This window comes from Thermanaeromonas sp. DSM 22490 (assembly GCF_056378755.1).
Map to the genome: position 1 here is coordinate 1 of NZ_JBJHHE010000016.1, position 14,929 is coordinate 14,929.

The window sequence follows — 14,929 nt, forward strand, 5'->3', positions numbered from 1 at the left end:
AAATGATGACAGAAATACCCTCTCCTGCAGCCTAAATCATCCAAAATCAGGGTTGCGGTTTTTCATAGGTGGGGATACGCCACCCGAGCCTAGGGTTGGGCGTATTGTTACCAGTCTGGAGGCCATAATAAGAAAGAAAATAGCATAAGGAGGTTACACATTTCTTGGTTTGGCCTGATCTGGAAGAACTCCTTTTTAAGGCTGTTGCCACGGAAAGCCTTCCCCTGCGGCAACTCCTGGCCCACGTCCTTTCCGGCGGTAAGGGCCTGCGGCCTACCCTGGTACGAATATGCGCCCAGTTTGGGCCGTATGATCCTGCGGAAGTCAACAGGGTGGCTGCCGCTATTGAGCTGGTCCATCTTGCTTCCCTAATTCACGACGACATACTGGATGGGGCGACCGTACGGCGCCACCGGCCGGCCCTGCATTCCCTTTACGGCCCTATCCCTGCGGTGCTTACCGGAGATTATCTCTTTGCCACCGCCTTCGGGCTCTTAGCCCAAAGCCCCCGGGCTGTCCTTAACATTGTCACTGCTACCATCCGGACTATGTGTGAAGGCGAAATCGAGCAGCGCAGTGTTTCCGAGCTCACTGAACAGGCCTACCTCAGCCATATCGGCAAAAAGACCGCTTCTCTTATAAGCGCCGCCTGCCGCTGCGGCGGTGTTCTCTGCCACCTTAAACGCTTAGGGCAGGAGGGTTTGGCCCGCTTCGGCTGGCATTTGGGCCTGGCCTACCAGATGATAGATGACTTGTTGGATCTCTTAGGCCATTCCGAAGAGTTGGGCAAACCCTGCCGTCAGGATTTATCTCAGGGGATCATTACTTTACCTGTTTTGCGCTTCCTCGAACTTATTCCCCAGGCCGACCGGTGGCGGGAGAAGATAAGCCGGGGTCTAACACCGGAAGAAATGGAAGAGATAATTGTTACAGCCCGGTCCTCAGGCTGCTGCCAGTATGCCAGGGAACGTGCCCGGGAGCAAATTAATTTTGCCTTTTCAGCCCTGGAAAGTTTACCTGTCTGTCCCGCCCGGAATGAGCTGGCCTGGCTGGCTAGCCGGGTGCTAGCTAAAATTGAAGAATTAGATTACTCCGGCCCGGCGCAGGAAGGAGCAGAGCAGAAAGAGGTAGCGGGAAGTGAAGCCTCCCTTTAAGAGGAGAAGCCTCCGGGGGCCTGTTAGCTTTTGAGCAGCCACTTTGGCGTCCGAAAGGTACAGGGCCAGTAATCCCCGTATCACTGTCAGGTGAAAGACAGGGTCTGGTAAGGCAACAGCCCTGTCCAGGGAGCGCTGCAAGAAATACTGCAGACGAAGCCTCGCCTCCCTTTCATCGTTGTAATAAGTTATAAAGTTCAAGTCCTGCCCTTCCCGGTCTTCCTGGCGATCAATATAATAATCCAGCAAAATATGTAAGCCCCCGATCCAGGGGAAATAGGCACCGCTCAACTGCTCCACTTCCTCACCCGTTATCCGGGACCTAAGCGCTAGGGCCATAAGGGCAAAGATGCCCAGGGTGGACCCGGTAGCTGCTGCCAACTCCCACCAATTCAGTGGCTCCGGCAGACTTTTAAGCAGGGGATCTAGCCACTGAACCAGGCGCATCTCCCGTTGGTCCAGCGGGAGATGCTTGGTTACCTGTAAATGGCAATAAAGGTCGGCCAACCACCGCACCTTTTCTTGCACCTGGGCATAAGAAGGTAAGGCCCAAAGGGACTGTTGGCAAGCCTTAACCAAAGCAGTCAGGTACCCGCCGTCCTGCTGATAAGGGTAGTCCTTATAATAATCCTTAAGGGCAGCTCCCGGAGTAAGAGCATCTCTGAAAGCATGGTGCAATTGCTGGAAGGCTTTTTCTTCCTGGACTCCGGCCCGGTCACAAAGATTGTCCAGGTAGTCACTTATTGTTTGTAAAGCCACAATGGCCCTGAGGAGTTCCTTATGAACAGCCCCGCCCCATACGGCAAAAACGCTCGCCCCCTGGCAGTGAAATCGTTTTAAAGCCAGGCTAGCCAGCGCCTGTCGACGCAGTTCGGGATCAGGACAACGGCAAGCCAGTTCACGCCATCCCTTTAGCTCCCTGGCCACTCCGGGGAAGGCCTGGAAGAGGAAGCGCGACATTAACCCCAAGTGTTCGAAGATTGCCAGCATAAATTCTTGTCTCCTCTTGCCGGCAACATGCCGGATGCATCTCCCTACCAGGTATTGTACCCATCTTCATCTGCGCGTAGCTAAGCCAGCCTTAGGCCTTGCTCCAGCGTTTAACAAAGGCTCTGGCTTTTAAAGCTACCAGCAGATTCAACTGGTTCTCCAGAGAGTGCATGTCCAAACCTAAAATCTCCCCGATCTTTTGCAGCCGATAGCGCAGAGTGTTGGGATGCAAGTAGAAGTGCTGGGCTAGGGCCTGGAAGTCACCATTAAACTGGAAGAAACTTTCTAGCACCTCTATATAATTAGTGCCATGGGTTTTATCATAAGCCTCCAGCTTGCCAATAGTTTGCTGGCAATATTCCTCCAGTAGGGGCGAGGGGAGGTGATAAAGGAGCTTTTCTACACCGAGGTCGGCAAAAAAGACCAGCCTCTGCTCCCGGCGCAAGTGCTTTCCTATTTCCAGGGCAATTTTGGCTTCCTGAAAGCTCAAATAAAGCTCACTGGCGGAAGGATAAAACAATCCCACTCCTCCTAGGAGGGAACCGGGAGGAAAATATCTGGCCACCGCACGAACGAGGTAGTCAAATAATTCCGTTAGCTTCTGGCGGGCCACTTTTTCTTCTTCAGGCGTCGGCAATATTATGACCAGTTGCTGGCCACGCGGAAGCAGCATAGCGTGGGGATATTTTTCTAAAACAGCAGTGGAAGCAAGACCCTGAAATTGCTCTACCGTAGCAGAATCGACCGAAGCTTCATCCCTAAAGAGCTGAAGCTCTATCACCATTAACATATGGGGACGATTTAAATCCCAACCCCAGAGTTGTCCTCTGGCTACCATAGCTTCCTTGGATTCAAAATTATTGTACAGAAGATCGTAAAGAAAATCCGTACGATAACGCCTTTCGGTAGCCACTACAGCCTGTTCTTTAGCCAGAGCGAGGAGTATAATTTGGGCTGCCTGAGTTATATGGGGAATTATCTCAGCGGGCAGTTCTTGCTCCTTTATGATTAGCAGGTAGCCGTACACGGTCCCCCCAGTGTTTAAGGCCTGGGCAAAATAGGACCACTGGGCAAAAGTGCCTTGTGTTTGTGGGGTTCGCAGACTAAAGGGCAAGTATCTTTCTGGAGGGAAAGCCATAGAATCGCTGGTGGCCAAAACTTTTCCCCAGGGATTAGTAACAATAATGCCGGCATTAAATATCCCGGCCAGGCGCTGGACCAGATGAGCTAAACTGCCGCCCTTAACAATTAGGTCTATAAGATCCATTAAATTGACCATGCTTATCCCTCAATCACACTTGTTTTGGTATTTATAGGTTAAAGTTCTCTGGCTCAATGGTACTGCGCTAGGGTTCACGGATTCCTAGCTTTGTAATATCTACAAAATAAGTGCTTTCGTTTTGTAAAAATTACAAAACTCTACGCCAGAACGCACGGGTGCTCCTTTCCCAGCTCAAATGCAGGGAAGGCCTGGTCAGAGCAGGAACGAGCAGGGAAGGCAACCAATGGGAGTAACTTGTCCCTCTAGGGCTTTCTTCCCAAACTATTATATTTAGCGCTTCGGTAGGGCAGGCCTCCACGCAAGCCGGCAGGAACCCTTGTTCCAGACGGGAGCGGCAGAAATCGCATTTTTCGGCCTTACGCGTCTCTACGTTGTATTGGGGAGCCTGATAGGGACAGGCCTGCACGCAGGCCCGGCAGCCCTGGCAGCGGCGAGGCAGGTGTAACACTATCCCGTCCCGCCGCTTCCAGTAGGCTTTTTCCGGGCAGACCCTGAAGCATTCAGGATTGCTGCAGTGATTGCAGGCCAAGGACAAAAAGTAAAGCTCGCCTCCCGGTCCTTTTTCCTCCCTTACCCGGCGCAAGTTTATTTTGCTACCAGTGCCTTTTTCCTTCTTGCAAGCCAGCTGGCAGGTGCGACAGCCGACACAATGATCCAAGCGCAACCAGAAACCCCACTGCTTCACAAACGTGCAACCTCCACAAAACAATCATAAAAAGCGCACCCGGGGAAACCGGTAGTGAGGCTACCCAGGTCGGTAGGCAGGAGAGAAGTTAGCTTATTCACATTATAATTACCCTTACCGTACCAGGCCTCGTAAGCCACCACCACATCCTGGGGCACTCCCGGGTCTATTTTCACCCGGGCGACAACTTCCCCTCTGTCGTTGAATATTCGCGCTAGATCGCCTTCTTGTAAATGACGCTTCTCGGCGGTGACCGGATGGATAAGTAAAAAGGGTTCAGGATTAATGGCCAGCAGCCAGTCCAGATTTTGAAACTGGGAATTAAGGCCATACTGCTGGTGGGGGCTCAGGAGCCGCAAGGGATAGCGGAGCGGAGGCGATAAGGGAGGTACGTAAACGGGAGAAACCAAGTTGATCTTGCGGGGAAAAGCAGCCTCCACCCGGGCTTTGCGCGCGCCCTTTAAAAGCTCCTGCCAGGATTCAATTCCCAGGAGATTTTGCATTCTTTCATCAAAAAGACTATCCAACCAGTCGGTAGGCCCTTTATCCGTGGGGAAAGTGCTGCTCCCCGGAGCCAGCTCGTTAAGTTTAGCTGCCAGGGCGGAAACAATCTCCAAGTCGCTTTTGGCTTCAAACCACGGCGGGATGGCCGGCTCGTTGACGGCCACCCAGTAATGCCAGTAGCTGGAAACAATATCCCACTCCTCAAAGAGGGTACAGGCTGGTAGCACTATATCTGAGAGCTGGGCCGTAGGGGTAAGGAAGTGATCTACCGTTACAATCATGTCCAGGGTATTCAAAGCCTCACTTACTCGCCCGGCGCCTGCTTCCTGGCTCACCGGGTTGCGACAGGACACCCATAAAAACTTTACTGGAGGATCAGAAGCAGCCAGGATCTCCGCCGCAAAATTATTGATGTTCAGGTAACGATTGGGAGTCCGAGAGTCTTTAGGAGGCTCCACCTGAAAGCCTTGCGGCCAGGTATGCTGGTGAGCATAATAAACACCCCCGCCCTCTTCATCCAGGTGGCCGGTTATAGCAGCCAGGGCATTGATGGCCCGCACGTTTTGTCCCCCATTGGTATGGCGCTGGAGGCCAAAGCCGATCCAAATAGCAGCCGGCCTGGTGGTAGCGTAAATTTCGGCCAGGGTAGCTATGGCTTCCGGCAAAAGGCCGGTTTCTCCCGCCGCCCAATCCAGGGTTAAAGCTGCTAGTTGACGGCTAAAGTCCTCCCATCCTACGGTATAATGTTCGACATAATGGCGGTCATAAAGGGAATGCTGGTATATATAGGCTGCCGCGCCTAAGGCCAGCGCGCCATCGCTGCCGGGTTTAACCTGCAGATATAAGTCAGCCCACCTGGCTGTCGGCGTGAAAACGGGATCGATGACTATAATTTTAGCTCCTTGCCGCCGGGCCTCCTGCAAAAAGGAGAGGGAATGAACCGAGGTCCAGGCCGGGTTGGTACCCCAGAGGATAAGGCACTTGCTCTGGGCCATCTTCTCCGGATCGGGACTGTGCACGGTCCCGAAGTCGAGGAGAAAGGCATCCAGCCCGGCCGACCAGCAGGGGGAGCCACCGGCCCGGGTGGTGCCGCCGAGGCTGTCGAAAAAGGCTTCCACTGCATTGTGCAGCCAGCCAAAATTGCCCGAGTATTTATTAAGGCATAAGGGCAGGGTGCTACCATATTTCTCTTTAATGGTCAGCATCTGCTCCGCTATAATTTCCAAAGCTTCATCCCAGGAAAGGCGCTGCCAGTTTCCCGAACCCCGGGGATATTGCCGCAAGGGGTATCGCAGACGCTCCGGGCTATAAACCCGGCGCAGGTAAGCATAACCCTTGGCGCAGAGGCGACCGCGGGTAAAACCGTGCTGCGGGTCGCCTTCGATTTTAACTATCTTGCCGCCTTCCACGTAAGTCAACATAGCGCAGGCGTCATAGCAGTTGCAGGGGCAGACAGAGCGATAGACCGGCATGTGCTTTTTGTAACTCCCTTTTTGTATATTCTAACATACGCCTTTCTTCCCCACAATAACAGCGGCTCCTCCGGTAAAGCTCCCTTTAAAATGAAGGGCCTCCCATACTTACCCTTTTTAAACGCATGGATTGCACTAAATGCGAGTCCATTACTGGCAATGATGGGGGCCGGTATCTAGTTAAGCAACTCCGATAAAGATTAAAGGGATAATCGCCCGTAGACGGCGAGGCTGATTATCCCTTTAGTATTAGTACAAATTTATGCCAGGGGGCAGTTTACCCCTACCCTATACCTAAAGGAACGGCGGTGCCATAGAAAAGGGCCCGGCCCAAAAACTCACCCACCAGCAGGAGAATAAAGAGGCTTAAGGTTATAGAGGGCAAACCCTCTTCTTGCCGGAGCAACCGGTAGCTTAAAGAAAGGGGTACCAGCCACCCTGTTACTACTCTAAGCCACCACCAAGGGCTGGCCAAGAGGGCACTAAGGGTCATCCGGGCTTCCGGCCCCGCTGCAGCCAGGAAGGTGAGATAAGAAATACTGCTTATAAGGCTTAAAAGGAGAAGAAGGGAAACAACAAAGCCGCAGGTGCTGGGGCTAAAGCCCACCGGTACTTCGGGTCGATACTGTTTGACCAAGGCAGCCAGGGACATACCCAGCAGGAAGGAAGTTAAGAAAAAGGAAAGGACCGTCTGGAAGTTATTCCAGGCCGGGCGGGCCGGCAGAAGATAGATAAGGGAACTGGCCAGTACCCCCAGAAGGCCGGTGCCCAAGGCGAAAGTAGCCGCTAGGCAGGCTGCCGCCGCCTTTTGCCCCCTTTCGCTTAAAACAGCTATTACCAGAGCCAGGAAAGAGAGGGCAAAGAACAGGACCTCGCGGCTTAGCCAGGAAGAAGAGAGATTAGACAGGGCCCGATATGCCCCTTCCGGATGCCCCAGGTGCCCTAAGGAGACCAGCAAAGCGAGGCCTAAAAGCCCTGCTGGCAGCAGCCAGGTAAGGACGGGGTTTTGCCGGCCGGCTGCCGGTCGCACTACAAAAATTAAGTACCCCACGGCCATTTGGGAAAGCACCGTAAATAGTACCAGGAACCATTCCCCGGTTGCCATTTAACCGTCCCTCCTTATCTGTATCCCGACCCGCGGAGGCACAAAGCGGATGGAAGGTCGGGTAATGCTGATGTCCGGGAAACCCGGCAGCGACTTTACAGTTCCTGTAGAAGAAAAGGTGTTAAGATCGATTATCTTTAAAGCTTCTACCGGGCAGGCCGCTACACAGGCCGGTTCCTCACCGCGGTCAATCTTCTGATAACAAAGTTGACATTTTTCCACCTTACGCTCCTTTTCGTTATATTGGGGCGCTCCATAAGGGCAGGCCATGGTGCATAGACGGCATCCGATGCAGCGATTATGCTCTTGCAGTACGATACCATCCTCCCGCTTGCTATAAGCTTTAACCGGGCAAACTTTGAGGCAGGGGGGATCAGCGCAATGGTTACAGGCCAGGGACATGAAGTTTCTTTCCGGGTAGGGAAGATTTTCTTCCTTCTGCGGGTAAACGCGGCGCCAGCGCGGCTTAACTTCCGTCTGGTATTCATTTTTACAGGCCATTTCACAGCTAAAACAGCCTAAACACTTTTCCGTGTCCACCAAGAAACCCAGCTGCTTGCCCAAGGATATCACCTCACCTTATCTATATTGACGAAATTGTCGTGGAAGGCCAGGCCCCGGTTCCCCGTAGCTTTTTTGCCCATGTCACTGGGCACCGCTTTCACGGTATAATTGACATTATAATCGAGATCCTTGTACCATGCTTCGTAAGCCACGAGCACGTCAGGTGCTGTAGTGGCTGTAATCCTGGCCTTCAAAATAACATAGCCGATGTCGTTATACACCTTTACCCAGTCGCCGTCGTTAATCCCTTTTTCTTTCGCGGTAGCAGGATGAATCTCCACGTAGGGCTCAGGGCTTACATTCATCATCCAGTCGATGTTCTGGAACTGGGAATGCAGGCCATGGCGCCAGTGGGGCGTGATTAAGCGATAGGGGTACTGGGGCGGCGCCTGTTTTTCCGGCACATAGACGGGCAGGGCCGGAAGCCCGTATTTAGTGGCTTCCAGGGATTTAATTTCGATCTTACCGGACGGTGTGCGGAATTTCCCGTCGGACCAGGCCGCTGCCGGCAACTTGGCTTTCCGCGGACCTTCTTTCAGTTCGCGGTAATCTTTGATGCCTAGAAGGTCCAGCATCTTTTGATTGAACTCTTTGCCCACCCATTCCTCCAGATTGCCGCTGGTAGGATAAGTGCAAGAGCCGGGTTCCAGGGCGTTTAATTTAGCCGAAAGCATCATGGCGATCTCCACATCGTTTTTGGCTTCAAAATAGGGTTCGATGGCCTTTTCGTTGAGGCCTACCCAGTAGTGCCAATAACTGGCGTTAACTCCGTATTCTTCAAAATGAGTCGTAGCCGGGAGAACAATATCCGACCAGGTGGCTGTGCGGGTGAGGAAATGGTCTACCGTTACTATCAGGTCTATATTTTCCAAGGCCTTCTGTAGTACCTGGGGTTCAGGATCTTGAGATAAAGGATTGCGGCAGGCGATCCAGAGCATCTTGATGGGCGGGTTATCGGTGTTGAGCAGCTCGGCGCCGAAGTTGTTTATGTTGATGAAGCGGTCCGACATGGTGCCGTCCGGTTTTTTCACTCCTACCGAACCCGGCGGCTTAGGCATGGTCATAGCCGCATAATTGAAGCCCCAGGTCTCCAGGTGGCCGTAAAGGGCCCCACCCCCGCTCTTACCCACATTGCCGGTGATCGCGGCCAAGGCATCGATGGCCCTTACGTTTTGTCCCCCATTGGTATGGCGCTGCAGGCCGTAGCCGATCCAGATGGCTGCCGGTTTGGTGGTGGCATACTCCCGGGCCAAGTTGGCAATAACTTCGGCAGGAATACCGGTTATGCGGCTGGCCCAGTCCAAGGTTACTTCCCGGCGCAGGTAGTCAAAGAATTCTTCCCAGCCGATGGCATTGGCCTTAAGATATTCTAAATCCACCCAGCCGTTATCCAGAATATGGCGGGCCATACCTAGGGCCAGGGCGCCGTCCGTGCTGGGCTTGATCTGGAGATAGAGGTCAGCCTTGGAAGCTGTCTGGGTAACGATGGGATCGATGACTACTATTTTGGCGCCCCTCTCCCGGGCTTTATACAAAAAGCGGAAGGAGTGCACCGAAGTCCAGGCTGGATTAACCCCCCAAAGGATAATATAACGGGAATTAACCAGGTCTTCCGGATCGTTGTTCCAGAGGGTGCCGAAATCGAAAGTTTGGGCATCTATACCTGCCGGCCAGCAGGGCGTCCCCAAAGCCCGGGTAGTGTAGCCTATGCTGCTAAAGAAGCCTTCAATGCCATAATGGAGAATATCAAAATTGCCGGAGTATTTATTAAGGCAAATGGGCAGGGTGCTGCCGTACTCTTTCTTGAGGGCCAAAATCTTGCGGGCAATGATATCCAAGGCTTCATCCCAGGAAATCCGTTTCCAGTTTCCAGAGCCGCGGGGCTCCTGTTTTAGAGGATATTTCAAGCGATCGGGGCTATAAACCCGGCGGGTATACGTGTACCCTTTAACGCAGAGGCGACCGTTGGTGAAGGTGTTTTGGGGATCGCCGGTTACCTTACGCAAGACACCATCTTTTACATAGCTAAGCATACTGCAGGTATCGTAGCAGTTACGAGGACAGACATTGCGGAAAACTTTAAATCCTTCTCCTGCTTCTACACCTCTAGCCTGGGGAGCATAATGTAGGCCGCCCACAGCAGCTAAAGCGCCTCCCGCGGCTAGACCCTTTAAAAAGGAGCGACGGGAAATTTTATAACCCATAAGCTCACCTCCCGGAAAAGTGCTTTAGATGCTCTAAATATTGGGCTTGCCGCTATCTGGTCCCCCCAGCTTATCTTCATAGATTACGCCGCGATAATTGGGATCCGTTGCGCCGCTTTGAACGGACACGGCTTTTTTATTGCTGCTACAGCTTAAGAGAAAAAGGCTAAGCACCACAAGCAGCAGCCAGTAGATTATGTTCTTTTTCACCCCAACCCCCCCCTTTTTTTCTTTGTGTTTGCTAGTCTTATTACAATTTCGTTAAATCCTGGCCCCCTACCTTTGAAATAAATCAAAACTTGGCCCGGGTGCTTTTGCGCAAAATACAAAGACTAGGCCCGGTGAAGATTAACAGTAATGCCTCGCCCTCGGAGTGCCCGTTGAAGTTTTTGAGTTAAATTTTCATCTATGGCTTCTGGTGTGCGGCAGATTCTGCTAAATTTTATAGTATTTATGAAAAACCTTTTCACTATGACTAGAGCGGATGTGGAGTGGGAGCGGAGGGGAAGTGGAGAGGGTCTTCGATATCCGCGAAATGGATTCAGCGAAAATTTGCAGGGTAAGGGAATATTCCAAGGCGTGAAAAACAGAGCAAAATCCAGCAGGAAAATAATAAACGGGTGTTTATTCACCCGTCCCCAGGGCTTTATTAAGGTCGGTAACTCCGATGATAGGCAGGGAGATTCTACCCGCCTCCCGGCCTTGTTCATCATAGCCCCGGGCAAAGATTTCCGTCGCCAGGATGGTTTCCCGGGGGATGGGGAAGGTCCAGACCTGTTGACCGGCAGTTTCCGATTGCTTACTGGCCTGGCCGAGGAGGATATAATCCTTCTCTGTGATCCCTGTACCTGTTGGTATGGCCCAAATTTCCACTCGGGATAAGCTTTGGCCCTTGACCACTAGGTAGGGCCGGGCGATGGTAAACTCGGTAAGCTTGCCGGGTGCAGTTTTGCCGTTCTCACCAGTCGGGAGGACGGATTTTACGCGCATCAGGGGAGCACGCATATAAATGTTGGGTTCGTTGGTTATTACTCCTTCCACTATAACCACCTGGCCAGCGTATTTTTCCAGAGCCTGAGCCACCGAGGGTTCCCCCTCTGCCGGTACCAGGACCAGGCGACCCTGGCCGGTCTCCAGCTCGAAATGGCGGCCTTCCAGGTTGCTCATCACGAGTTTCCCGGTAAAGGACGCTGCGTACACCCGCTCCGGCACCGCGGGAGGCGGGGTGGTGATGGCCACCGTCCGGGTCAGGCCGTTCCAAAAGACCCTGGCGCCCAGGGCTTCCGCCAGGAAGCGCACCGGTGCCAGAACGCGGTCATTATGGAGCTCTACGGGCACGGCCAGGAATACCCTTTTCCCATCCCTGAATACTTCTCGACTGCCCACGATTAGTTTGATGGTCGTTTGTGGCCCCGTTATTATTACTTCATTGGTCGCTTCGTTCCAGGTCACCCGGGCCTGGAGGGCTTCCGCCACAGCCCGTACGGGGGCCACGACATAGCCATCTTGCAGCACGGCCGGGTCTTGTAGCTTTAACTCTTCGCCGTCGATGATGATGGTAATAACTCCTGACTGGGCTAGGGCAGCGGCGGGGAAAAGTCCCGCCAGCAGGAAACCCAGGATCAGCAGGACCAAAAGCCGAAAGCGCTTTTGGGTGCAATACACGCGTAAGACCTCCCTAATCTTTGGCAGTCAATTCCCAACTTTTATTCGGCATCGATTTTAGGTGTTCCTGCAAACCTCTTCTAGAGTATTAGTTATTTAGATACCAATTACGTTAATGGATATTTAATGGAACAAAAATCCAATCCCAGCGCCACTGGGCCTGGCGGTGTAGTTTACGCGCCTCTTCAAGTTTAGTGGTATCTACCCCCGATGTAGCTGCTGCCTGCCAGATGGCTTCTATAGCCTGGACTATGGCATTACCGGCCATAGTTAATTAAAAAACCCGGTCTAAATCTAAATCCAATTCGGGTAAAACTGTGGAAGTAAAAGGTTTCTTACCCCGCCGGGTGTAGAGCTCTTTTTTTTCTCCTTCGGGAGTAAATGTGCAAACTTCGATAGTTTGGGCCACCGGGTGGACAAACCATATCTCCCGCACCTGGTGGGCAGCATATAACTTTTTCTTTATTACCTGATCTCGCTCAGCGGTAGAGGGGGAGAGAATTTCAATTACCAGGTCCGGCCCTCCCTTGATATTGGCTTCGGTGATGATGGCCCGTCTTTCATTGCTGATAAAGAGGATATCTGGCTGGACGACATCTTCGGATGTTAAATATACGTCAATAGGTGAGTGCAGAATTATCCCTATTTTTTTCTCTTCCACATGCTGGCGCAAAATAAACTCCAGGTTCCCGGAAACCATCTGGTGAATGACACTTGGTGCCGGTACCATATACAGCTTACCCCCAATGAGCTCGTACCTTTTGTCCTCCGGTAGCTGGCAATAGTCTTCGTAAGTAAATTTAACCTCGTTAACGGCCATGTTCATCCCTCCCGGGACATTTCCTTTAATGGTATTGTACCATTTATTTCCCTGGCTTAAAAGCTGGCCGATCAAGACCTTATCGTACCTTGGGTGGCGACCTGGTAGCCTTGATAAGGTATAGAGTACAGGCCACCCCTAAACTTAAAGAATGATTGCCCTCCCAACAAGATCCATTAGGCCTTTTACTGCTATTTCAACCTGGTGGTGTTTCATTACAACCGGTAATTGAGCTTTACAAATGGCACATGGTGCGCAGAGAATGGTGGCTCCTGTATCTCGCACTCCCTCCGCTTTAGCTTTACCTAGCTTGACGCGGATGTCCAAAATCTCATCCATCAGCAGTCCTGAACCCCCGCCGCAGCAGAAGCTTTTTTCCCGGTTGGGGGTCATCTCACGAAAATCCACTACCACTGCACGTAGTACTTCCCGCGGTTCTTCGATGAGATCCCCGGCCCGGGCAAGATTACAGGGATCATGATAGGTTACGGGATCTGGATTGGCTTCTTTATTTACCCTGATTCGGCCGCTGCGGATATAATCCAGGGCCTCTTCGATGACGTGGACAATGGGAAAAGGCACTTGGCCATTGATGGTTTCCGTGAACATCCGCCACGTCCGCCAGCCATGGCCGCACTCACCAGCCACTATTCTTTTTACCTTGAGCTTTTTGGCAGTATTTATCAGGCGTTGGTTATGGGCCCTGAGGGTGGGTTCATGGAAAAACAGGCCGAAGTTGGCCGTTTCGATTATATCTCTGCTCAAAGTCCAGCTTACCCCGGCCGCATAAAACATCTTCGCTACACCCATGATGGAGTCCGTATTAGTGAATAAATCCGACGATGAGGGGTTGTATAATACTTCGGCTCCCGGCTGGTCCAAAGGTATGGGAATCGCCTTGCCTGTCTCTTCCTTAAGCTCTTCCTCCAGGAAGGCTACCATATCCTCCAATGCCAATTTCGAAATACCCATGTTGTTACCAAAAGCATATATATTCTGCGCCACTTCAGCAATAAACTTGGGTACCATCCCCAGGTAAGCCAGGATCTCGCGCATAGCTATTGTTATCTCGGCTGTATCGATACCAAAGGGGCAAAATACAGCACAGCGTCGACATTCGTTGCACTGGTAAAAATACTTATACCAGTTTTTAATCACCTTGTCATCTATATCTTCAGCCCCTGCCCAGCTACCGAGAACTTTCCCTGCCCAGGTGAAATAGCGTTTATAGATTTTCCGGGCAAGTTCAGCTCGCATCACCGGTATATTATTGGTATCCTTTGTACCCAAGTAGGAATGGCACTGTTCGGCACAAGCCCCACATTTAGTACAAGTCTCCATGTATAAGGCAAAGGTCCGGCGGTACTTGCGCATCAACTCCATTAATTTCAGGGCTTTATCCTGTTTTTCTCCAGGGGGTGTTATTTCAATTCCCAGAAAGGATAAATCCGTCGCTAAATAGGGTGCTCCGGGGATCTTTTCCGTCATTTCGAAGTCACCTGCCTGGGAGAATACCGGCTAAGGGACCACCGTCGATACCCCGGGCCTTGAGTTCCAGCTTCAAGGAGTATTTGCCTGGGGTAATAGCGGCTGATGGCCCACCTGGTAAAGAAAAAGCCGCAGGTATGGACCAGCTTGCTTACTGGAAAGTACAACAAAAGGAACATAACCAGGGTATAGTGAATAATAAAGTAGGGATTAGTCGGGGGTGGTACCGGCTTGAAGGTCAAGAGACCGGCGAGAAAATCATGTACTGCGGCATATTCCACCTCGTTAAAAAAGCGCATCCAGTTGCCACTGATGACAATGGCCAGGAGCAGAACCAGGACAAAGTAGTCTTCTGGGCGAGAAATGAGCCGCAGATGGGCTAAGGCCAACCTTCGCCCCAGAAGGTAAATCAGGCTTAGTAACAAAAGTATACCCGAGATGGCACCAAGCAGTCGCGACAAAGCCATGCTCTGGGCAGCACTAAAGCCTAGCAGGCAAAGCTGGAGGCCCAGGGTAGCAATCCCGGTGGCATGACCAACAAGGCAAAAAGCCAGAAACGCGTGAAAGAACCAGGCTGACGCCCAGGCCTCTTTGTTACCATGCCAGAGGCTACGGAAAGTAAGGGTCTCCCACACTACCCTGGCAATGGCTTGCCCTTGATTTTTCGCTGCAGGGAAGATTGTCAGCCGGAAAGGCAAAGGAGCCCTAGCCCAGTACCATAGGTGCCACACCATTCCACCTAGAAATGCTGCGACGGCTATATAGGTTAATAAAGCCATCAATAAGGCGCTTCCATTCATCCTGTCTCTTCCTCCTTCTGCTATAGGTGGCAATGATGTCAGCAGGGTGTTAATTATGTTAGGATAATACCCAAACCATTTGTTCCGGGGAGTGCAAGGCTTTAAATATCCCGAAAAAAATCGTTTTTGTTTAAGTATAGGAGAAAAATGTTACAAGTCTGTGTTAAAAATATAAAGAAATTGTGAAGAAATGAAA

The 14,929-nt window shown here is 51.8% G+C and carries 14 protein-coding genes; 1 reads left to right on the forward strand and 13 read right to left on the reverse strand.

Features of this window, described 5'->3' with window-relative positions; genetic code table 11:
- Positions 1 to 164: 164 nt before the first annotated feature.
- The gene (locus tag AC1BI1_RS10825) at positions 165 to 1,154 is read left to right on the forward strand and encodes a polyprenyl synthetase family protein (RefSeq protein WP_476717312.1); all 990 of its coding nucleotides are present in this window, start codon (positions 165 to 167) and stop codon (positions 1,152 to 1,154) included.
- On the opposite strand, the gene AC1BI1_RS10830 is transcribed toward AC1BI1_RS10825, so the two are convergent.
- The 13 genes from AC1BI1_RS10830 to AC1BI1_RS10890 all read right to left on the reverse strand — a co-directional run bounded on the left by AC1BI1_RS10830 (position 1,083) and on the right by AC1BI1_RS10890 (position 14,733).
- Entirely contained in the window at positions 1,083 to 2,144 is a 1,062-nt protein-coding gene (locus AC1BI1_RS10830; RefSeq protein WP_476717313.1) for a tetraprenyl-beta-curcumene synthase family protein, read from the reverse strand. The two genes, AC1BI1_RS10825 and AC1BI1_RS10830, sit on opposite strands and share 72 nt — an antisense overlap.
- Before the next feature lie 91 nt (positions 2,145 to 2,235).
- Complete coding sequence (locus AC1BI1_RS10835; protein ID WP_476717314.1) at positions 2,236 to 3,423, reverse strand: PucR family transcriptional regulator; 1,188 nt, start codon at positions 3,421 to 3,423, stop codon at positions 2,236 to 2,238.
- Positions 3,424 to 3,553: 130 nt separating this feature from the next.
- On the reverse strand, positions 3,554 to 4,111 hold the full coding sequence (locus AC1BI1_RS10840; RefSeq protein ID WP_476717315.1) for a 4Fe-4S dicluster domain-containing protein: 558 nt from the start codon (positions 4,109 to 4,111) through the stop codon (positions 3,554 to 3,556).
- Complete coding sequence (locus tag AC1BI1_RS10845) at positions 4,108 to 6,087, reverse strand: molybdopterin-containing oxidoreductase family protein (RefSeq protein WP_476717316.1); 1,980 nt, start codon at positions 6,085 to 6,087, stop codon at positions 4,108 to 4,110. Before AC1BI1_RS10845 ends, AC1BI1_RS10840 begins: the two co-directional genes overlap by 4 nt.
- 283 nt (positions 6,088 to 6,370) lie before the next feature.
- Complete coding sequence (locus AC1BI1_RS10850) at positions 6,371 to 7,192, reverse strand: dimethyl sulfoxide reductase anchor subunit family protein (protein WP_476717317.1); 822 nt, start codon at positions 7,190 to 7,192, stop codon at positions 6,371 to 6,373.
- Complete coding sequence (locus tag AC1BI1_RS10855; RefSeq protein WP_476717318.1) at positions 7,193 to 7,756, reverse strand: 4Fe-4S dicluster domain-containing protein; 564 nt, start codon at positions 7,754 to 7,756, stop codon at positions 7,193 to 7,195.
- 5 nt (positions 7,757 to 7,761) lie between these two features.
- Positions 7,762 to 9,960 carry a molybdopterin-dependent oxidoreductase gene (locus AC1BI1_RS10860; protein ID WP_476717319.1) on the reverse strand — a complete coding sequence of 733 codons (2,199 nt, stop codon included), beginning with the start codon at positions 9,958 to 9,960 and terminating at the stop codon, positions 7,762 to 7,764.
- Between the two features lie 33 nt (positions 9,961 to 9,993).
- Positions 9,994 to 10,170: a hypothetical protein gene (locus AC1BI1_RS10865; protein ID WP_476717320.1), complete on the reverse strand. Its 177-nt coding sequence runs from the start codon at positions 10,168 to 10,170 to the stop codon at positions 9,994 to 9,996.
- Between the two features lie 414 nt (positions 10,171 to 10,584).
- Positions 10,585 to 11,625: a copper amine oxidase N-terminal domain-containing protein gene (locus AC1BI1_RS10870; protein ID WP_476717321.1), complete on the reverse strand. Its 1,041-nt coding sequence runs from the start codon at positions 11,623 to 11,625 to the stop codon at positions 10,585 to 10,587.
- 112 nt (positions 11,626 to 11,737) lie between these two features.
- Positions 11,738 to 11,893, reverse strand: coding sequence for a hypothetical protein (locus tag AC1BI1_RS10875; RefSeq protein ID WP_476717322.1), 156 nt, complete (start codon positions 11,891 to 11,893; stop codon positions 11,738 to 11,740).
- Positions 11,894 to 11,899: 6 nt separating this feature from the next.
- On the reverse strand, positions 11,900 to 12,445 hold the full coding sequence (locus AC1BI1_RS10880; RefSeq protein WP_476717323.1) for a Uma2 family endonuclease: 546 nt from the start codon (positions 12,443 to 12,445) through the stop codon (positions 11,900 to 11,902).
- A 144-nt stretch (positions 12,446 to 12,589) separates the two neighbouring features.
- Entirely contained in the window at positions 12,590 to 13,933 is a 1,344-nt protein-coding gene (dsrK, locus tag AC1BI1_RS10885) for a sulfate reduction electron transfer complex DsrMKJOP subunit DsrK (protein WP_476717324.1), read from the reverse strand.
- The gene (locus AC1BI1_RS10890; protein ID WP_476717325.1) at positions 13,930 to 14,733 is read right to left on the reverse strand and encodes a respiratory nitrate reductase subunit gamma; all 804 of its coding nucleotides are present in this window, start codon (positions 14,731 to 14,733) and stop codon (positions 13,930 to 13,932) included. Before AC1BI1_RS10890 ends, dsrK begins: the two co-directional genes overlap by 4 nt.
- Positions 14,734 to 14,929: the final 196 nt, after the last annotated feature.